23 protein-coding genes and 1 other annotated feature are annotated in these 18,227 nt (G+C 41.2%); of the genes, 10 read left to right on the forward strand and 13 right to left on the reverse strand.

Annotation, left to right across the window (positions count from 1 at the left end):
- Window positions 1-97: 97 nt before the first annotated feature.
- Genes Hs20B_RS02015 through Hs20B_RS02030 form a run of 4 tightly spaced genes read left to right on the forward strand, consistent with a single transcriptional unit; the run spans window position 98 to window position 3,126 of the window.
- Window positions 98-430 (forward strand): putative DNA-binding protein, encoded by a 333-nt coding sequence (locus Hs20B_RS02015; RefSeq protein ID WP_172355048.1) that lies wholly within the window; start codon window positions 98-100, stop codon window positions 428-430.
- Entirely contained in the window at window positions 423-914 is a 492-nt protein-coding gene (locus Hs20B_RS02020; RefSeq protein ID WP_172355050.1) for a hypothetical protein, read from the forward strand. Before Hs20B_RS02015 ends, Hs20B_RS02020 begins: the two co-directional genes overlap by 8 nt.
- Before the next feature lie 13 nt (window positions 915-927).
- The gene (gene ffh, locus Hs20B_RS02025; protein WP_172355052.1) at window positions 928-2,442 is read left to right on the forward strand and encodes a signal recognition particle protein; all 1,515 of its coding nucleotides are present in this window, start codon (window positions 928-930) and stop codon (window positions 2,440-2,442) included.
- 12 nt (window positions 2,443-2,454) lie between these two features.
- On the forward strand, window positions 2,455-3,126 hold the full coding sequence (locus tag Hs20B_RS02030) for a uracil-DNA glycosylase (RefSeq protein ID WP_172355054.1): 672 nt from the start codon (window positions 2,455-2,457) through the stop codon (window positions 3,124-3,126).
- 50 nt (window positions 3,127-3,176) lie between these two features.
- On the opposite strand, the gene Hs20B_RS02035 is transcribed toward Hs20B_RS02030, so the two are convergent.
- The 3 genes from Hs20B_RS02035 to rpsT form a co-directional block, all read right to left on the reverse strand.
- On the reverse strand, window positions 3,177-3,695 hold the full coding sequence (locus Hs20B_RS02035) for a cysteine hydrolase family protein (protein WP_172355056.1): 519 nt from the start codon (window positions 3,693-3,695) through the stop codon (window positions 3,177-3,179).
- Window positions 3,696-3,717: 22 nt separating this feature from the next.
- Window positions 3,718-4,203, reverse strand: coding sequence for a YkgJ family cysteine cluster protein (locus Hs20B_RS02040; protein ID WP_172355058.1), 486 nt, complete (start codon window positions 4,201-4,203; stop codon window positions 3,718-3,720).
- A gap of 90 nt (window positions 4,204-4,293) precedes the next feature.
- Window positions 4,294-4,548, reverse strand: coding sequence for a 30S ribosomal protein S20 (gene rpsT, locus Hs20B_RS02045; RefSeq protein WP_172355060.1), 255 nt, complete (start codon window positions 4,546-4,548; stop codon window positions 4,294-4,296).
- A gap of 153 nt (window positions 4,549-4,701) precedes the next feature.
- On the opposite strand from rpsT, the gene Hs20B_RS02050 reads away from it, so the two are divergent.
- The 6 genes from Hs20B_RS02050 to Hs20B_RS02075 all read left to right on the forward strand — a co-directional run bounded on the left by Hs20B_RS02050 (window position 4,702) and on the right by Hs20B_RS02075 (window position 10,932).
- Window positions 4,702-5,241, forward strand: a complete 540-nt coding sequence (locus tag Hs20B_RS02050) for an FUSC family protein (protein ID WP_172355062.1) — start codon at window positions 4,702-4,704, stop codon at window positions 5,239-5,241.
- On the forward strand, window positions 5,238-5,939 hold the full coding sequence (locus Hs20B_RS02055) for a GntR family transcriptional regulator (protein ID WP_172355064.1): 702 nt from the start codon (window positions 5,238-5,240) through the stop codon (window positions 5,937-5,939). Before Hs20B_RS02050 ends, Hs20B_RS02055 begins: the two co-directional genes overlap by 4 nt.
- A gap of 14 nt (window positions 5,940-5,953) precedes the next feature.
- The gene (locus Hs20B_RS02060) at window positions 5,954-7,201 is read left to right on the forward strand and encodes a tetratricopeptide repeat protein (protein WP_172355196.1); all 1,248 of its coding nucleotides are present in this window, start codon (window positions 5,954-5,956) and stop codon (window positions 7,199-7,201) included.
- 82 nt (window positions 7,202-7,283) lie between these two features.
- The gene (gene alsS, locus Hs20B_RS02065) at window positions 7,284-8,942 is read left to right on the forward strand and encodes an acetolactate synthase AlsS (protein ID WP_172355066.1); all 1,659 of its coding nucleotides are present in this window, start codon (window positions 7,284-7,286) and stop codon (window positions 8,940-8,942) included.
- 84 nt (window positions 8,943-9,026) lie between these two features.
- Window positions 9,027-9,737, forward strand: coding sequence for an acetolactate decarboxylase (gene budA, locus Hs20B_RS02070; RefSeq protein ID WP_172355068.1), 711 nt, complete (start codon window positions 9,027-9,029; stop codon window positions 9,735-9,737).
- The gene (locus Hs20B_RS02075) at window positions 9,730-10,932 is read left to right on the forward strand and encodes a bifunctional folylpolyglutamate synthase/dihydrofolate synthase (protein WP_172355070.1); all 1,203 of its coding nucleotides are present in this window, start codon (window positions 9,730-9,732) and stop codon (window positions 10,930-10,932) included. Before budA ends, Hs20B_RS02075 begins: the two co-directional genes overlap by 8 nt.
- Window positions 10,933-11,000: 68 nt before the next feature.
- Here Hs20B_RS02075 and xerS read toward each other — a convergent pair whose 3' ends face one another.
- The 10 genes from xerS to Hs20B_RS02125 form a co-directional block, all read right to left on the reverse strand.
- Complete coding sequence (gene xerS / locus Hs20B_RS02080; protein ID WP_172355072.1) at window positions 11,001-12,071, reverse strand: tyrosine recombinase XerS; 1,071 nt, start codon at window positions 12,069-12,071, stop codon at window positions 11,001-11,003.
- 320 nt (window positions 12,072-12,391) lie between these two features.
- Window positions 12,392-12,760 carry a 50S ribosomal protein L7/L12 gene (gene rplL, locus Hs20B_RS02085; RefSeq protein ID WP_172355074.1) on the reverse strand — a complete coding sequence of 123 codons (369 nt, stop codon included), beginning with the start codon at window positions 12,758-12,760 and terminating at the stop codon, window positions 12,392-12,394.
- Between the two features lie 87 nt (window positions 12,761-12,847).
- Window positions 12,848-13,351 carry a 50S ribosomal protein L10 gene (gene rplJ / locus Hs20B_RS02090; RefSeq protein WP_172355076.1) on the reverse strand — a complete coding sequence of 168 codons (504 nt, stop codon included), beginning with the start codon at window positions 13,349-13,351 and terminating at the stop codon, window positions 12,848-12,850.
- 25 nt (window positions 13,352-13,376) lie between these two features.
- Window positions 13,377-13,513, reverse strand: a sequence feature (ribosomal protein L10 leader region).
- Between the two features lie 102 nt (window positions 13,514-13,615).
- Window positions 13,616-14,200, reverse strand: coding sequence for an ECF transporter S component (locus Hs20B_RS02095; protein ID WP_172355078.1), 585 nt, complete (start codon window positions 14,198-14,200; stop codon window positions 13,616-13,618).
- 280 nt (window positions 14,201-14,480) lie between these two features.
- Window positions 14,481-15,197 carry a pseudouridine synthase gene (locus Hs20B_RS02100; RefSeq protein ID WP_172355080.1) on the reverse strand — a complete coding sequence of 239 codons (717 nt, stop codon included), beginning with the start codon at window positions 15,195-15,197 and terminating at the stop codon, window positions 14,481-14,483.
- Window positions 15,184-15,759, reverse strand: a complete 576-nt coding sequence (scpB, locus tag Hs20B_RS02105) for an SMC-Scp complex subunit ScpB (RefSeq protein WP_172355082.1) — start codon at window positions 15,757-15,759, stop codon at window positions 15,184-15,186. The genes Hs20B_RS02100 and scpB overlap by 14 nt, the downstream gene beginning before the upstream one ends.
- Window positions 15,760-15,761: 2 nt before the next feature.
- Window positions 15,762-16,496, reverse strand: coding sequence for a segregation/condensation protein A (locus tag Hs20B_RS02110; protein ID WP_172355084.1), 735 nt, complete (start codon window positions 16,494-16,496; stop codon window positions 15,762-15,764).
- 15 nt (window positions 16,497-16,511) lie between these two features.
- A complete protein-coding gene (xerD, locus tag Hs20B_RS02115; RefSeq protein ID WP_172355086.1) occupies window positions 16,512-17,264 on the reverse strand; it encodes a site-specific tyrosine recombinase XerD in 753 nt (250 codons plus the stop codon).
- Window positions 17,242-17,709, reverse strand: a complete 468-nt coding sequence (cbpB, locus tag Hs20B_RS02120) for a cyclic-di-AMP-binding protein CbpB (RefSeq protein ID WP_172355088.1) — start codon at window positions 17,707-17,709, stop codon at window positions 17,242-17,244. The genes xerD and cbpB overlap by 23 nt, the downstream gene beginning before the upstream one ends.
- 3 nt (window positions 17,710-17,712) lie before the next feature.
- Window positions 17,713-18,225: a metallophosphoesterase gene (locus Hs20B_RS02125; protein WP_172355090.1), complete on the reverse strand. Its 513-nt coding sequence runs from the start codon at window positions 18,223-18,225 to the stop codon at window positions 17,713-17,715.
- Window positions 18,226-18,227 lie beyond the last annotated feature (2 nt).

Below are 18,227 nucleotides of genomic sequence, written 5' to 3' on the forward strand. Positions count from 1 at the left end.
AATTATACCAAAAATCGGCCGATTAACCAATATTTCTAATCGTTTTCTTCATCTTCTTTATCCGTCATTCTACTATGTTTTGTGGTAAAATAGAAAGATGGAAATCGAAAAAACCAATCGAATGAATGCTCTCTTCGAGTTTTATGCGACCTTGCTGACTGAAAAACAGATGAATTATGTCGAGCTTTACTATGCTGACGACTATTCATTGGCCGAGATTGCCGAGGAGTATGGCGTGACCCGTCAAGCTGTCTATGACAATATCAAGCGAACCGAAAAAGTCCTTGAGAGCTATGAAACGAAACTTCACATGTACTCAGACTTCATCGTTCGAGGGGAGATTTTTGATGAGCTGATTAAAAACTACGTCGATGACAGCTTTCTCATCGAAAAAATCCAGATTTTAAAAGGGCTAGAAGATAATGACTGAACTATTTTGGACGATTTTTTTGATCTGGCTCATCGTCAGATTCATCCGTGACGTCTTTGAATTTCAAAAAGTCAGGCGGTTCCGCTATCTGGTCGTCCCGATTATTTTTTTAGTCTTGGCTTTAAATACTGGCAATGCATCCGGTGATTTTAACGGTCTGTTATTTTTTCAGACAGTAGTACTCAGTGCTCTGATTGGTATATTTCAAGGCAGATTTGCAAGCGTCAGAACTGATAAAATTCGTGGCGGTTGGTCTTATTTGATTGGCTGGCTATTACTTTTTATCTATCAACTCTATCTGACACATGATATTGTCTTGCAGCGTGAACTTTTTATCGAGATTGCAAAGGATTTATCCGTTGTCTATCGCATGATAAACATGCAAAATACCGAGCCTGAAACCTGGCTGATGTGGCTGAGTTTTGGGCTGAGCCAAATCATTTATTATCATATCATCAAAAGAAAATTAGAAACTAAACAATAGGAGAAACCTAGAAATGGCATTTGAAAATCTAACGGAACGCTTGCAAGGCGTCTTCAAAAACTTACGTGGCAAGAAAAAAATCACTGAAAATGATGTTTTAGAAATCACAAAAGAAATTCGTCTGGCCTTACTTGAAGCCGATGTAGCCTTACCAGTTGTTAAAAAATTCATCCGAAAAATTCGTGAACGCGCGATTGGCGTAGAAGTTTCTGAAGCACTGCAACCTGCACAACAAGTCATCAAAATCGTTGATGAAGAACTCACTGCTATTCTTGGTGGCGGTGAGGCAGAACTTGGCAAATCACCAAAAATTCCGACCATTATCATGATGGCTGGGCTTCAAGGGGCAGGTAAAACAACATTTGCAGGGAAACTTGCCAAACGTCTTAAAGATACTGAGAATGCTCGCCCTTTGCTGATTGCAGCCGACGTCTACCGACCTGCCGCCATTGAACAACTCAAAACAGTGGGAAGTCAAGTTGACGTGCCTGTTTACGACGAAGGAACAGATGTTAATCCCGTCGAAATCGTCCGTCATGGGCTTGCGCTAGCTGCTGAAAAACGCAATGACTATGTGTTGATTGATACGGCTGGGCGTCTTGAGATTGACGAAAAACTCATGGATGAGCTAGTTCAGATCAAGTCGCTTGCGCAGCCTACTGAGATTTTGCTCGTTGTTGATGCCATGACAGGACAGGTCGCCGCAGATGTTGCGAAGACATTTGATGAAACGCTTGATGTGACAGGTGTGATTATCACCAAACTTGACGGCGATACGCGTGGTGGTGCGGCGCTTTCAATCCGTGAAATCACAGGCAAACCGATTAAATTTGTTGGGACAGGTGAAAAACTAACAGACTTAGAAGTTTTCTATCCTGATCGCATGAGCTCTCGGATTTTGGGCATGGGTGACATGCTGACTTTGATAGAAAAAGCACAAAGTCAGTTTGACGAAGCGCAGTCAGCAAAAATCGCTGAAAAAATGCGAGAAAACACCTTTGACTTTAATGACTTTATTGAACAATTGGACCAAGTGCAGTCGATGGGACCGCTTGATGAAATCATGAAAATGATCCCTGGCATGGCAAATGTACCTGCTATGGCAAATGTCAAAGTCGATGAAAAAGACATTGCCAGAAAACGTGCAGTTGTCTTATCTATGACACCAGAAGAACGTGCCAATCCTGATATTTTGTCACCTAGTCGCCGCAGACGGATTGCTGCTGGTTCTGGAAACACCTTCATTGAAGTCAACAAGCTCATCAAACAGTTTAACGAATCGAAAAAAATGATGCAAGGCCTCATGAAAGGGGATATGAACGCCATGTTAGGTGGCAGTAAACTACCGTCAAGTATGGCTGAAATGGGTGATCTATCTGGTCTCATGGGTGGCGCAGGCGGCGAAATGCCTGACATGAGTGCCATGTTTGGTGGTGGCGTCAAAGGAAAAGTTGGCAAAATGGCCATGAATGCCGCCATGAAGCGCGCACAAAAGAAGATGAAAAAAGGCAAGAAAAAGAAAAAATAATAAGGAGAAATCGTGACCATATCGTTTCCAAAGAATGCTTGGCATGATGCGCTTCTATCAACGCTGTCGTCACCAGAGTATGCATCGCTGATGGCACGAGTAGAGAGGGCTTACGCCACACAGTCAATTGTCCCAGCGCAAGAAGACGTGTTTAAAGCGTTTGAACTGACCGATTTACCCGACGTTCGGGTGGTGATATTGGGTCAGGATCCCTATCCAAACAAGGATGATGCCATGGGATTGTCATTTTCTATTCCTTCAACTCAACCCTTGCCAAAATCATTGGTTAATATCTATAAAGAACTATCAACTGATTTAGAAGTCACGCCGCCAATCCACGGTGATTTGACACACTGGGCGCAGCAAGGTATCTTACTTTTAAACACGATCTTAACCACCGTAGAAGGTGAAAGAAGGGCGCATCATAAACTAGGCTGGCAAGAGGCGCTCACGACACCAGTTATTCAATTATTGAATGAACAAGACCACCCGATAATCTTTATCTTATGGGGAAATGATGCGAAAGCCTACGAGGCTTATCTTACAAATCCCAAACATGTCATCTTTGCATCATCACACCCTAGTCCTCTCGGGGCATGGAGAGGTTTTTTGGGGTCAAAACCATTTAGCAAGGTCAATGATCAACTCATAAAAAATGGGGATAAACCAATTAACTGGGTATAAAAAAGCTATGTTTGATTGAATTATCAGACATAGCTTTTTAGTTTATCAATTTACTTTTTTATTTCCTGAATCATCGCAGTCGTTGTCGTCAAATTTGCCATCTGATTGATAGCTTCTGTGTGTAATTTTTCAGATCTCGCACTCATGGCATCTTCAACAGGAATAACCTTGACAGAAGTTTGTTCAGTCAGGTCAAGATAGGTTTTGTAAACGCCATTATTTGTGACAAGTCCCGTCAGAATCACTGTCTCAATCTTTTGCGACTTGATAACTTCACGTAGCTCAGGAATGCTGCAAGCACTAGGCTCATACTTAGTATAGTACGAGATATTGGGCGTCGTCAGAAGTGATTGTGAAAGCGCAAGCGTCAGCATTTTTTCCTGTAAGGCTTTGGGCAGGTATTTTTTAGTGACCGTCACTATAGCAACAGGGATATTTGCGTCATTTGCTGCCTGAATCAACTTTTCGTTGTTAGCTAGGACGTCTGAACCTGAGTGTGGTTGTGCATTTTTAGCCATTTTGACGATTGTATTTTGCATGTCAATGACGACTAATAAGGTATTTTTCATTTTTATATTGCCTTTCTTTTGACTAGGATAACCTTTCACGTAATTTTTCAACAAATAGATAAGTAGCAGGACAAGTCAGTGTATTTTTGATGGTCAGATGGTTGATCTGATAGATTTTTTTGCGATCAGTATGCGGAAATTCACGGCAGGCTTTAGGTCTGACGTCATAAATATCACACAGATTATCAGCACCCAAAAATGGACAAGGCATGCACTGAAAAATCTTGTCACCATCCTCATCGACTTCAAGATAAGTAGCCTCAAAATTTGCCAATTTCATACGCATCCGTTTTGCAATACGTTCAATATCAGCTTCGGTGAAAAGTGGTCCTAGGCCCTTGCAGCAATTGGCACACTGGGTACAGTCAATCTCATCAAAAACAGCCTCATGGATTTCTTTTGTCAGTTTATCTAGATTTTTGGGTGGTTTTTTCTTGAGATTAGCTAAAAATTGCTTGTGTACTTTTTGTTTTTGTAACGCTAAATCATGATAGTGTTGGATGTCCATTCCTATATTTTAACATAATAAAAACACGATTTCTTGGATAAGATACCCATAAAATCGTGTTTTTATCATTAATTTTAATCCAAAATCAGCTTATTTAGCCAATTTTTTAGCCAAACGTGATTTATCACGGTTAGCTTTATTTTTATGGATTAAACCTTTGGAATGAGCTTTGTCGATTGCAGCAGATGCAGCGACATACAATGCTTGCGCATCATCAGAGCCGGCAGCCGCGGCAGCTTCAAATTTTTTGATTGAAGTACGCAATGCAGCTTTTTGAGCAGAGTTACGTTCATTTTGAACGAGGTTAAGCTCAGCACGTTTGATGGCAGATTTAATGTTAGCCATGTTTGTTCTCCTTATGTTAGTAAAATGTGTCTTGCGTCAAACCTAGTCGTTGAAACACAATACTAAACAAGTATATCACGAAATAGAATAAAATGCAAACTGAATTTTATTATGGTATAATTGGTATAGTTCACCAATACTGAAAGGGGTTACATGTCTTTACAATTTGGCCGTTTTCGTCTGGGCCTTCGGACGATTAAGACAGCGCTTGCAATTTTTATTATCTTGATTTTGACGCATTTATTTCATCGGGGGCAAACTGCAGCCATGATTGCCGGTATTTCTGCCGTGATTGCTGTACGCGACTCCTATACAGCGACGCTACAAGCCTCTAAAGCTCGTTTTATCGGCTCAGCCTTGGGTGGCTTACTTGCAGTTATCTATTACTTTATCTATTTGCTGAGTCACCAAAACTTTGCGGTTCAAGTGATTCTTATCCCAGTTTTTGTGCTTGTAAACATTGTCATCATGGACGGATTTGAGCTACATCCTGGGCTAGTCGGGGCAAATGCGACGCTTTTAATCATCGCACTTACCATCACAAAAACGGACTATGTCGCCTACGCGCTCAATCGGGTGCTTGATACCTTTGTCGGCGTTATCGTTGCGACCCTTGTTAATAGTGCCTTTATCCATGATGCGCCACTTAAAAAAATCGCGAAAGCTCCAAACAATCAGGAGGACCGAAAATGACAGCTATTTATATCAAAATCCATGATGATATCAAGCATCAGGTCGAAACAGGCGTCTATGAAGTCGGACAACGCCTGCCTAGCGAGCGCGTGATGGCTGAGCAGTTTGGCGTATCACGTATGACGCTGCGCCAAGCGGTGACAAGCCTCGTTGAAGAAGGAATTTTGACGCGCTATGTCGGCTCTGGCACCTATGTTGCGAGCGATCGTGTCCGTGAAAAAATGCGCGGTACCACAAGTTTTACAGATATTATCAAAAGTTTGGGCAAGACGCCGACTTCAAAAGTCCTTAGCTATCAAAAAACCAAGGCAAATGAAGTCGAATGCGACAAATTACAGCTTAAAAAAGGCGCACAGATCATCCGAATGGAGCGGATTCGCTATGCTGATGATCTGCCGATTTGCTACGAAGTAGCAAGCATTCCCTATCGTTTGATTGAAGATTTTCAAAAAAATGACATCGCCAACCATTTTTATGATACGCTGGAAAATGCTGGCAAGAAAATCGGGCGCAGTGAGCAAGTGATTTCTGCTAAGATTGTTAATAAAGAAATCGCAAAATTTCTAGCCATTAAGCCAAATGCTGCGATTCTTGGGTTGACGCAAATTTCCTACTTTGCAAATAGCGATAAAACTCCTTTTGAATACGTTTTGTCACAGTACGTCGGCGATCGTTTTGAATTTTACTTGGAAAGATAAAAAAATTGGAAAAAATGACACATTCTGAAAAAACAGTCGAGCTGCTACACGCTGGTGAGTTTGATGAGATGGCTATTGAGCTTGACAAGGCGATTGCGACAGATTCTCTTGACTTGCTAACCGATTTGGCAGAATATCTGTCAATGATGGGCTTTATCGATGAAAGTCGCAAGGTCTATGAAAAAATCTCTAACGTTGACAGCAAAAACACCGACATTATCCTCAACCTCGCTGAAATGAAGTTTGACGACGATGACCTTGACGGTGCGTTAGAACTGCTTTATCAGGTCGAGGCAGATGATCCGAACTACGTGGCAGCGCTTGTTATGATCGCAGATCTTTACCAGGCAGATGGCGTTTGGGAAGCCGCGCTTGATAAGTTAAACGAAGCAGCAGAGCTGAGCGATTCGCCCTTGATTACCTTTGCCATCGCAGAACTTTTTTATAATCAAGGAAAATGGCACGAGGCAATCGAGCAGTTTGCAAAACTCAGTCAACGTCAGATTCTTGAACTCACGAAAATCTCGATTTACCAGCGGATTGGTACGGCCTATGCATCACTAGGTGAGTTTGAAAATGCTGAGAAGTTCCTCGAAAAATCACTTGAGATTGATCACGACGACAACGTCTTGTTTGAACTTGCCCAGCTTAATATCGCAATCGGCGAGTTCACGCGCGCCATTGATTATTTCAAGCAGTTGGATGCCTTGGCGCCTGATTTTGACGGTTATGCCTATCCCTATGCGCAAGCCTTGGTCTCTGAAAATGACTTCGAAGCGGCCTATACAGTCGCAAAAGATGGCTTGACGAAAAATCCGACAGACGTGCCTTTGATTCATCTGACCAGTCGGATTGCCTATGCGCTGCATGATTTGGCGGCCAGTGAAACTTATCTGACACAGGCGCTTGATCTCCCTGACATGCACGATGAGACCGTTTTTTTGCTCAGTAATCTCTATCTTGAGCAAGATGATTTTGAAGCTGTAACCAAGCTCGAATCCTTGCTTGACGAGCCGCATTCACTTGCGCAGTGGAATATCGCTAAAGCCTATCAGGAGCTTGATGATGATGCCAAGTCCTTACCGATTTATGATGAGATCAGCCACAGTGTTCTGACGGATAATCCTGAGTTTCTGTTGGACTACACGCAAATTCTCATCAGAGCAGGCCGTTCTGACGACGCCAAAACTGTTCTTGGTAAATATCTGACTCTGATCCCTGATGACGAAAATTCACAAGCTCTATTTCGTGAGCTTTCTTAATGGCGTTTTAACGCCTTTTTTGTTACAATATAGTTTGTGAAATAGAATTTAGAAATCAAACTGAAAATGGAGCAATAAAAACATGACAAAAGAAAAATTTGGAGCAGATCTGATTGTTGATTCCTTGATTAACCATGATGTCAAATACATCTTTGGTATTCCTGGCGCAAAGATTGACAAGGTTTTTGATACCTTAGAGGATAAAGGGCCGGAGCTGATTGTAGCGCGCCACGAGCAAAATGCTGCCTTTATGGCACAAGCAATTGGCCGTATCACGGGTGAGCCTGGTGTTGTGATTGCGACATCAGGACCTGGTGTGTCAAATCTTGCAACAGGACTTGTCACAGCAACTGCTGAAGGTGACCCTATCCTTGCAATTGGCGGTCAGGTCAAACGCGGCGATCTTCTCAAACGCAGCCACCAGTCCATGAATAACGTGTCGCTCATGGAGCCTATCACAAAATATTCAGCAGAAGTACAAGACGCAAATACCCTGTCTGAAATCGTAGCTAACGCCTACCGCCTGTCAAAATCAGGCAAGGCTGGCGCAAGCTTTATATCGATCCCACAAGACGTTGTGGATAGTCCTGTCACTGTCAAAGCCATCAAACCATTGAACGCACCAAAACTTGGTAATGCGTCAATTGACGACATCAACTATCTGGCACAAGCCATCAAAAATGCCGTTCTGCCAGTCCTTTTACTAGGTAGTGGTGCATCGTCAGAAGGTGTCACAAAAGCAGTCCGTGAATTACTCACACACGTGAATATCCCTGTCGTTGAAACATTCCAAGGCGCTGGTATTATCTCGCGCGATCTTGTGCATAATTTCTTTGGCCGTGTCGGACTTTTTCGTAACCAACCTGGTGATATGTTGCTCAAAAAATCTGATCTTGTCATCGCGATAGGTTATGATCCGATTGAGTACGAAGCACGTAACTGGAATGCTGAGATTGACAGTCGAGTTATCGTGATTGATACAGCACTTGCTGAGATTGACACCTATTATCAGCCTGAACGAGAGCTGATTGGTGACATCGCGCAGACCCTTGAAAATCTGATTCCAGCAGTTCGTGGCTACAAAATCCCTGCAGATAGTGAAGACTATCTGGCAGGTTTGCGCAAGATTCTCGAAAATTCAGAGTTTGACCGAAATTCTGAGGAAAATCGCGTGCATCCGCTTGACTTTATCGATGTTTTCCAAGAAGTCGTCAAAGATGATGAAACAGTCACAGTTGACGTGGGTAGCCACTATATCTGGATGGCACGTAACTTCAAGTCTTATGAACCGCGTCATTTGCTCTTTTCAAATGGGATGCAAACACTTGGTGTGGCGCTACCTTGGGGCATTTCAGCAGCACTTTTACGCCCGGGCAAAAAAGTTTACTCTATCTCAGGTGACGGTGGTTTCCTATTTTCAGCGCAAGAGCTTGAAACGGCTGTCCGCTTGAAGTTACCATTGATCCATATCATCTGGAATGACGGACATTATAACATGGTCGAGTTCCAAGAAGTCATGAAATACGGTCGTTCATCTGGTGTTGATTTTGGCCCAGTTGATTTTGTCAAATATGCCGAAGCGTTTGGTGCAAAAGGTATCCGTGTGACCAATAAAGAAGATCTTGCAAAAGTTCTCTCAGAGATTGATGCCACAACAGGCCCGGTCGTCATTGACGTCCCTATCGACTACAAAGACAATGTCAAACTCGGTGAAACTATTTTACCGGATGAATTTTACTGATAAAAGTGGTAAAATAAATAGAGATAAGCATAAAAACTTGTGGACAATTCACAAGTTTTTCGTGAATATAGAAATAGGTATGTTATGTCTGAACCAGTGAAACTTTTTCAATATAATACATTGTCAGCCCTCATGAGTGGTCTTTTTGAGGGCAGTTTGACAATTGGTGACTTGCTTGAACACGGCAACTTAGGGATTGGTACGCTTGATGCCATTGACGGCGAGCTGATTATTCTTGACGGCAAAGCCTATCAGGCTAAGGGTGATAAGACCATTACAGAAGTTGGACTTGATGTCAAAGTCCCTTACGCTGCCGTTGTTTTTCACCAAGCAGAGGTGATTTTCAAGCAACGTTTTGAAGTCACAGATCAGGAATTACAAAATCGCATCGAAACTTACTACGATGGCGCTAATCTTTTTCGTTCAATCAAAATCCACGGGACATTTTCAAAAATGCACGTCCGCATGATTCCCAAAGCCAAAGCAGGGCTGAAGTTTGCTGACGTGGCAAATAATCAGCCCGAGTATACAGAGGAAAATGTCAGCGGCACGATTGTTGGGATTTGGACACCTGAGATGTTTCACGGTGTGAGTGTGGCAGGCTATCATCTGCATTTTATCACTGACGACCACACATTTGGCGGCCATGTCATGGACTATGTCATCAATGAAGGCATCGTCGAAGTGGGTGCGGTCGATCAACTTGACCAACGTTTTCCAGTGCAAGATCGCAAATATTTATTTGCCAAACTTGACTTGGATGAGTTAAAAGAGGACATCGAAAAAAGTGAGTAATACAAGCATTGACTGGATTCATTCACGCCTAAAATTCGGCATCAAGCCAGGAGTGACACGTATTGTCTACCTCCTTAAACAACTCGGTAATCCACAAAATAAGCTCAAAACTGTCCACGTCGCAGGGACAAACGGCAAGGGCTCAACCGTTACTTTTCTGTCCAATATCCTGCAGCAATATGGCTTGCGGGTCGGGACATTTACCTCGCCTTACATCGAAGTCTTTAATGAGCGCATTGCGATAAATGGGCGCTTTATTTCAGATGACGAACTTGATCGGGTAGTTGCTATTATCAAACCGCTAGTTTTGGAGATGGATATGGACTCAGAACTCGTCAATATCACAGAATTCGAGATTCTCACAGCGATTGGTTTTCTTTATTTTCAGCAAGAAGCAGTTGACATTGCAGTGATTGAAGTTGGTCTAGGAGGCCTTTACGACTCAACAAACGTAATCACGCCATTAGTGTCTGCAATTGTGACCATCGGCATGGATCATCAGGACATCCTAGGTGATACATTAACAAAGATTTCAGGCGAAAAAGCAGGCATTATCAAACCAAATGTCCCTGTCATCGTTGGCAATCAAGTAGGTGTGCCTGATGATGCATTTCAAGTTATTGAAGCGAAAGCAAAGTCTGTCAATGCACCTATTTTTCGACCGTTGCCAGATAGTCATGAGAAGTTTGACTTGAGCCTGCATGGTCAATACCAGCAGGAAAATGCAGCACTTGCCCTTAAAGTATTTGATATTTTGGCACCAAAACTTGCCCTAGTACCTGACCATGATAAAGTAGCAGCAGGACTCAAACAAGCCTTTTGGCCGGCTCGAATGGAAGCGCTAAACGGTTTTATCCTTGATGGCGCCCACAATATTCCAGCTATCAAGCGGCTAATCACTGAATTTGATGGATCAAAAAAAGTCAATATCCTCTTTTCAGCCTTGCAACGTAAGGACTTTCCTGAGATGATTGAACTGCTCAAAACCATTCCAAATATGGCGCTTTCCCTGACAACATTTGACTATCCAAAAACAATTAGACAGACTGATGTTGCAGGGATTTCTGATGTCACTTGGTGTCCTGATTGGCGGATATTTTTATCACAAGAACGTGCATCGGATGAAATTTATCTGGTGACAGGCTCACTTTATTTTATGAGTCAAGTTCGTGCTTATTTGTTAACAAATCACTAAAAAACAACTCTGATCCATCAAAATCAGAGTTGTTTTTTAGTGATTTACATATAATAAATTATGTAAAATTACAATTTATCCAAAGCATCACGCTGTTCTTCATCGACGATATGCGTATAAAGGTCAGTGACTTGTGTGGAAGCATGGCCTAGCTGATGACTGACGAGGACTTGTGAGTTGGTTTCTGCATAGAGCCTTGTCGCAAGTGTATGGCGCAGTTTATGTGGCGTCACGCGGACTTTAAAGACTTTTGAGTATTTGGCAACCATTTTTTCAATGCTAGAATTATCCATACGGTTGGCTTTACCGCGATAAAGTGTCACAAAAAGTGCCTTGTTTAATTTTTCAGTTTGATAGCGTTCATTGCGGATAGCGAGATACTGCGCTAGATAGGGTTTTGCAAATGGTGCAATATTGACAGCGTCTCGTTTTCCGCCTTTTCTAGTAACCTCAACCGTCATGGTTGCTAGATTGAGATCCTTCAGGTCGATATTAACCGTCTCAGAAAGCCTAATGCCAGATGCCAAAATCAGTGCCACAATGGCCAAATCACGTTCCTTATTTTTCAAAAATGACGCTTTAGCACGATTTGAAAGCTCAATTTCATACAAAACGTCGATAAAATCAAGAAAATCCTGGGTTTCTTCCCCTAAAAAGAGTTTATTTTTTATATTTTCAGCCCTAGCAGCAAGCGTTTCTGGGTTTGCACGTGTTGCGACTTTTTTTAGGACATTCCGATAGAAGTAGGGTTCACCATTTTCGTTTTCAACCTCTTCGGTCAGGTACTTATAGAGACTGGATAATGCCGAAAGCGTCCTATTAATCGTACTCTGAGAGACGCCATTTCGCTTTGAAGATGTATTTAAGCGAGGTCTCTGATGGAGATACAAGATAAAGCTCTCAAGATCAGCCTTGGTCAGATTTTCAAGCGTATCGAGTTGAATTTCAGAAATATTTTTTGCTGACGTCACATCAGAATCAATCATCCAGCTGAAAAATCTCTGAAATTCTTTGAGATATTCGTACAGCGTATTGATTGAATATGGTACGGCAGATTTCGAACGATAATATTCTAAAACAAAACCTGGCATGACAGATTTGAGTTCATCGATATTTTCAAGTATTTTTTCTCTTTTCATGATACTAATAGTATAAGGTATACAGAAACATTTGTCAAGAAAATTATAGTTTTTCGGAAAGATGTTTGTGGTAAATCTGTAAAACCCGCTTTTAACCCATATTTACGGGATTTGCTGGTATGCCTAAATATTTCAAAAATGAATTTTCACTGTAACTATTTTTGATAAGGTGCAAGATCTAATCGGCGAGTCATTCTTGAAACCTAATCAGGGAATGAGACGTATTGATAAATTATAAATTTTAAGGGCAAATATTCTCCGAAATTAGTAAAAAAACGTTCATTTTAACAAATGAACGTTTTTCATCATAATCGTAAAGATTATTTAAGTTCTGCTGAACCACCAGCTGCTGCGATAGCTTCAACGAGAGCTTCAGCTTCAGCTTTAGGAAGGCCTTCTTTGATGATAACTGGAGCGCCATCAACGAGGTCTTTAGCTTCTTTAAGTCCAAGACCAGTAGCTTCACGAACTGCTTTGATTGTAGCAACTTTTTTGTCGCCTGCTGAAGTCAACTCAACGTCGAATTCAGATTTTTCTTCAGCGCCACCAGCTGCACCAGCTGCTGCTACAGCTACAGGAGCTGCTGCAGATACGTCAAATTTTTCTTCGATTGCTTTTACAAGCTCAGAAAGTTCAAGAATAGTTGCTGTTTCAAGTTCAGCAACGATGTTTTCAATGTTCAATGCCATTGTTGGAATCTCCTTAGATTTTTTAATTTAATTTTGACAAGTATTAAGCGACTTGCACGCCTTTTTTAAGAATAACTGAGCTTAAAATTAAGCAGCATCTTCTTCTTTTTTGTCGGCAACGGCTTTGACAGCGTATGCGACATTGCGAACTGGTGCTTGAAGTACTGAAAGGAGCATTGAAAGCAATCCTTCGCGGCTTGGAAGTGATGCGATTGCAGCGATTTCTTCTTTTGAAGAAATTTTGCCTTCGATAACACCGGCCTTAACTTCGAGTGCGTCCGCAGTTTTAGCGAAATCTGATAAGACTTTCGCTGGTGCAATTGCGTCTTCGTTTGAGAATGCAACTGCTGATGGTCCTACGAATTGATCCGCAAGATCAGCATAGCCAGCTTTCTCAGCAGCACGACGCAAGATTGAGTTTTTGATGACTTTGAACTCAACACCTGCTTCGCGTAATTGTTTACGCAATTCAGTATCTTGTCCAACTGTCAACCCACGTGAATCTGCAACGACGATACCTGATGCATCGGCAAATTTTTGGGCAACAACGTCAACTAACTCAGCTTTTTTAGCGATTGTAGCTTCACTCATTGTTTGATTTTCCTCCTCTATTATTTGATGGCGTAAAAAAACTCCACGCCAACCATAGACATAGAGAGTACAAAATTTCATTAATATGCTTAATCAATCTTGTCCTCGGTTGGATTTACGACTACTGTCACCAACTGTCTTCGGTCATGTTGCTTTCGCAACAAAATTTATTATACCAGAGTTTTATTTATTTAGCAAGTACTTTTGCTCATTTTATCAAAGAATATCAAAAAAGCCCTTTCGGACTTTCAACTATTCAGTATTTTAGATTGTTTTTTTACGAAAATTTTCAAGAATTGACTTGAGTGCCACAAAGATAATTGCAAAGGAAACTGAGAATATCGCACCTTCTATCAGATTAAATGGAATCACCATTGTCATCAAATATTTACCTAATCCGATGAATTTGTTAATATCGAAATTAGCAAATTTTGCATACATCGGGATGGCAAAAATGTAGTTGGCAGCGACCATGGCAGCTGTCATGACAAGCGTTGCAAGCACGCTTCCTACGATGTAAGACTTAGTCTTTGTTTCTTTTTTGAAAAATAATGCAAAGATAACAAGAAATGAGCCGACAGCCACGATGTTAAGCGGTAAACCAATCCAAGTATTGACGCCTTCATTGTTAAGTAAGAGTTTGAGCAATGAACGTAAAATCAGGATGATAAAGGCTGCTGATAAGTCATACAAGTAAAGACCAACCAAGATCGGAATGATAGAGAATTCAATTTTGAGGAAATCTGCACCCGGAATTAGCGGGAATTGCGGAAATATCATCAAGATAAATGAGATAGCGGCAAGCATGGCGATAATCACCAGTTTGCGTGTGCGAATTGTGTTTGTCATTTGGGGCACCTCCTAAATGTTATTTAGAAGACTTGAAAAAGATAGATTCCTATCGTTTTCTTGTCTCCTCTTTATCCTGACTTGCGGTCACTTTTGACCTTACAGTTGGTATCGGGATTACACCGATTCGGGCCTGATTTTTGCAATCAAGCTTCATGGACTCTAACCACCAGTGGGGAAACGATCCCCGCCCTGAAGACTATTTAACTATAACAAAAGACTTGCAAATTTGCAAGCCTTTTGTCTTTTTGGAGAATGCACATAAATAAAATTATGTAAATTAACCTTTTGCAGCATTAACTAATTGGCTGACTTCTTTTTTTGATAATCGTCTGAACTCACCAGGTTGTAATCCTGTCAGATCAAGTGTGCCATATTGGACACGTGACAGCTTTTGAACAGGTAGACCCACAGCTTCAAACATTTTCTTGACTTGATGATTACGTCCTTCGTGAATAGTCAGTTGGACAACTGATTTTTTTGTTGCGGCATCTTGTTTAATGATTGAGTATACTGCTGGTTTTGTTTTTCGTCCGTCAATCTTGACACCCTGCGTCAGAGGTCGCAGATTTTCTTTATTTGCCTGACCTTCAACTTTCGCAATATAAACTTTTTCGATTTCATGACGTGGGTGAGTCATGAGATTCGCAAATTCACCGTCATTTGTAAGGAGAATCAAGCCGCTTGTATCCCAGTCAAGTCGCCCAACGGGATAAATCCGCTCGGGAATATGGTGGAAGAAATCAAGTACGGTTTTTCTATTTTTTTCATCAGAAACCGATGAAATCACTCCCCGGGGCTTGTTAAGCGCATAGTAAACTGGTTCTTCTTTGTAGATTTGCGTTTGTTTAACTTCGACTGCATCGCCTGATTTGACTTGATAAGCAAGGTCTTGCATGACCTCACCATTCACCGTAACATCTCCTGCTTTAATCAGTTCTTCTGCTTTTCTGCGACTTGCGACACCTGCGTGTGCGAGGTATTTATTGATTCTCATTTGTGGTCATTTCCTTTTCGTTGAAAATATCGACATCATCAATATTCATAAGGGATTCTTCAGTTACATCGGGCAACTCCTCCAAGGAGTTGATACCGATATAATCTAAGAAATGGTCAGTAGTTGCATAGATATTTGGATTACCCACGACTTCTTTTTTACCGACAACTTCAATTAAGTCAAACGCTTGCAGTGTTGCCATGGTCCCAGAAGAATTGACGCCACGAATCTTGTCTACTTCTAGCCTGGTTAGTGGCTGTTTATAGGCAACGATTGCAAGCACTTCAAGTGCCGCCTTTGACAGTGACTGATTCATCGGTGTTTTAGCATAATGTTGTAATAACTCGTTAAATTCTGGCTTACTTGATAAGCGATATTTGCCTGCTGTCTCGATGATAATCAGCGCTGAATTTTCATCAGACTGATACTTTTCGGATAATTTTTCAATCTGTTGCGAAACGGCACTCGGCGTAATGTTCAAAAGACTTGATAAATCACGTAGACTTAAGCCATCTTCACCAGTCACAAACAATAGCGCTTCAAGTTCGGCTGTTTTTTGCACGGTCAAGCCCCTTTCGTTTTTTGTAAAATAATATTCCCAAAAGTCGCTTCTTGCTTAAAATCAAGGAAATGATTTTTGATGAGCTCTAACATGGCAAGAAATACCGTCACAATCTCGTCCAGCGACTTTGACGATTCAAATAGTTCAGTAAACTGGACGGATGTTCTGCTCGTTAAAATCACTCTGATTCTGTCAATCTTATCTTCAACTGAAAACTCATCAGAACTGATTGTGTTATGATGATCACGAAACTCCGCCTGCTTTTTTTGAATCAAGTTTGAAAAGGCAAAGTATAAATCAAGTGCATTTTTATCAAAAAGTAAGGTCACGTCGTCAGATGCGATATTCGTTTTTGCTTTAGAGTAAAATAGGCCACGTGCCTCATGCTTTTCTGATAGGGCAATACTCAGTGCCTTAAACTTACGATAATCATCAATTTGACTCAAAATTTCTTGTTCTAGATCGATCGTTTCTTCCTCAAATTCGTCAGAAACCGTTGGCAATAGCCTACGCGACTTGATCAAAACGAGCTGACTAGCTGTTACAAGATATTCCGATGCAAGGTCAAGCGCAAGTTCTTTCATAGCGTCCAGATAGCTAAGATACTGAGTGATAACTTCAACCAAGGGGACTTCATAAATGTCAACTTTGTACTGATTGACCAGATGCAATAATAAATCTAACGGTCCTTCAAAATCATGGATTTTAATCGTGATTGCTTCTTTTACATAATTCATTTTATGTAAACTCTCTTATCTGTAATATTTTTCAAGGGAATGACTAGATTTTAACCCAAGCAGTTCAGTTAATTCAGTGATAGCAATTTTTTCAGAAACGCGTTGTCTGATGTAAAACTCACGGAGATCACTAGATGTCAATGAACTTGTCTTTTTGAGCTCATAATGTAAGAATTGCCTTGACTTAGCAAATAGTTCATCCGCATTCTTAATCGGACGGACAAGACGCGCAAATCGTTCACGAATTGGTAAAATACGTTTGAGGCCACTCGAATTTTCAAAAGTCAAAATCTTGAAATTCCAATCAAAATCTCGCCAATGAAGCTGTTGAATCTCATAAGGTTTAAGACCGAATTCTAGTATCAAAAGCGCAATCAAATCCCCTGGTTGCAGCACTTTTTGATAATAGATGTCAAGATTTACGATTGATTGAGTTGTACCGGCAGATTTGTGATTTTCTCGTCCGAAAGCATCAGCTGCGACATGCTGCAACTCGTAAAAATGTGGCATGTCACCTGATTGATAGAGGTACTTGAGAAATAAGTTGATATTTGTGATTTTGCGCTGCTGGGAAGACTTAGCCAGTTTTAAAAGGCTTGCTTGATAAAGGTTGAGCTGCGTCTGTGTTAGCCCCTCATTGTGTTCAGGAACGGGACTAGTCACAAAACTGACAAATGATCGCAAATCATAATAATAGGCCAGTTTCGTGTTCTCAGATGCCCTAGTTCGCGTATCAATAAACTGTCTAATCTTTTTTTCGTTCAACAATATCGTAGTCTTTCGTAAAATTGTGAGCAAAGGCATTGAAAGCCTTGAGAATCTCCTGCCTTGGAATGATACCGTAAAACTGTTGCCCTTTTAGGACTGGTAAAAATGGCTCTTTGACTAACAAATGTAAAATTTCCTCAAGTGTGTAATCTTTTTGAACCGTGTGAGCATCTCGGTCAACAATTTCTGAAATTGGCGTCTTATCTGATTTTTCGTAGAAAAAATCATGCTGTATCTCAAAGTTAATAATATCAGTCCAGCCCAAAATACCAATAAACTCGTGATCTTGATTGACAACTGGAACTTTGGAGTACTTGTACTGACTCAACAGTATTTTCGCATGCGAAACATTGTGCTCACTCATAAGAACCGCAACCTCACTTGCTGGTTTCAAAAAAGTATTACTTTGCTGCATTAGAAAACATTCGATATTCTTATCAATCATGGTCTATGCCCTCAACAGTTCAAATTGGAGATTTGGTATTTCTTGGTGTTGTAAATCCCGATAACTAATCTTGTAATGCGTTTGTGTGATATCAATTTTGGCATACATTTTGATGTTGTATTGTCCTCGTGGTTGAGCAACACTGCCTGGATTCAGGCATAAAACACCATCTTCCACCGTCGCAATTGGCGTATGCAAATGGCCAAAAAAGGCAATTTTTGCAGCTTTCTGGTGCGCAGCAGCAACCAAGTCAGAAAGTCCCCAGTTAACACCAAAGAGATGACCGTGCGTGACAAAAAATCGCTGATTGTCAGCGTTCAAAACTGCAGTTTCAGAAAAATCATCGTCAAAATCACAATTTCCTTTGACAACCGAGATCCCTTGCCAAATGTCATCAGACGCAGGTAACTCAGAGTCGCCACAGTGAATAATGACACTTGCGCTCGTTTCATAAGTTGCTTTTATCGCTTTGATGACATCTCTTTCACCATGCGAATCGCTCATCACAATAATCATAA

This window comes from Pseudolactococcus insecticola, assembly GCF_011170065.1.
Taxonomy (GTDB): domain Bacteria; phylum Bacillota; class Bacilli; order Lactobacillales; family Streptococcaceae; genus Pseudolactococcus; species Pseudolactococcus insecticola.

Excerpts from the sequence above, each read along its gene's own strand:
- Hs20B_RS02015 (WP_172355048.1), top strand. The coding sequence starts at position 98 with ATGGAAATCGAAAAAACCAATCGAATGAATGCTCTCTTCGAGTTTTAT.
- Hs20B_RS02020 (WP_172355050.1), top strand. The coding sequence starts at position 423 with ATGACTGAACTATTTTGGACGATTTTTTTGATCTGGCTCATCGTCAGA.
- ffh (WP_172355052.1), top strand. The coding sequence starts at position 928 with ATGGCATTTGAAAATCTAACGGAACGCTTGCAAGGCGTCTTCAAAAAC.
- Hs20B_RS02035 (WP_172355056.1), bottom strand. The coding sequence starts at position 3,695 with ATGAAAAATACCTTATTAGTCGTCATTGACATGCAAAATACAATCGTC.
- Hs20B_RS02040 (WP_172355058.1), bottom strand. The coding sequence starts at position 4,203 with ATGGACATCCAACACTATCATGATTTAGCGTTACAAAAACAAAAAGTA.
- rpsT (WP_172355060.1), bottom strand. The coding sequence starts at position 4,548 with ATGGCTAACATTAAATCTGCCATCAAACGTGCTGAGCTTAACCTCGTT.
- Hs20B_RS02050 (WP_172355062.1), top strand. The coding sequence starts at position 4,702 with ATGTCTTTACAATTTGGCCGTTTTCGTCTGGGCCTTCGGACGATTAAG.
- Hs20B_RS02055 (WP_172355064.1), top strand. The coding sequence starts at position 5,238 with ATGACAGCTATTTATATCAAAATCCATGATGATATCAAGCATCAGGTC.
- Hs20B_RS02060 (WP_172355196.1), top strand. The coding sequence starts at position 5,954 with ATGACACATTCTGAAAAAACAGTCGAGCTGCTACACGCTGGTGAGTTT.
- alsS (WP_172355066.1), top strand. The coding sequence starts at position 7,284 with ATGACAAAAGAAAAATTTGGAGCAGATCTGATTGTTGATTCCTTGATT.
- budA (WP_172355068.1), top strand. The coding sequence starts at position 9,027 with ATGTCTGAACCAGTGAAACTTTTTCAATATAATACATTGTCAGCCCTC.
- xerS (WP_172355072.1), bottom strand. The coding sequence starts at position 12,071 with ATGAAAAGAGAAAAAATACTTGAAAATATCGATGAACTCAAATCTGTC.
- rplL (WP_172355074.1), bottom strand. The coding sequence starts at position 12,760 with ATGGCATTGAACATTGAAAACATCGTTGCTGAACTTGAAACAGCAACT.
- rplJ (WP_172355076.1), bottom strand. The coding sequence starts at position 13,351 with ATGAGTGAAGCTACAATCGCTAAAAAAGCTGAGTTAGTTGACGTTGTT.
- Hs20B_RS02095 (WP_172355078.1), bottom strand. The coding sequence starts at position 14,200 with ATGACAAACACAATTCGCACACGCAAACTGGTGATTATCGCCATGCTT.
- Hs20B_RS02100 (WP_172355080.1), bottom strand. The coding sequence starts at position 15,197 with ATGAGAATCAATAAATACCTCGCACACGCAGGTGTCGCAAGTCGCAGA.
- Hs20B_RS02110 (WP_172355084.1), bottom strand. The coding sequence starts at position 16,496 with ATGAATTATGTAAAAGAAGCAATCACGATTAAAATCCATGATTTTGAA.
- cbpB (WP_172355088.1), bottom strand. The coding sequence starts at position 17,709 with ATGATTGATAAGAATATCGAATGTTTTCTAATGCAGCAAAGTAATACT.
- Hs20B_RS02125 (WP_172355090.1), bottom strand. The coding sequence starts at position 18,225 with ATGATTATTGTGATGAGCGATTCGCATGGTGAAAGAGATGTCATCAAA.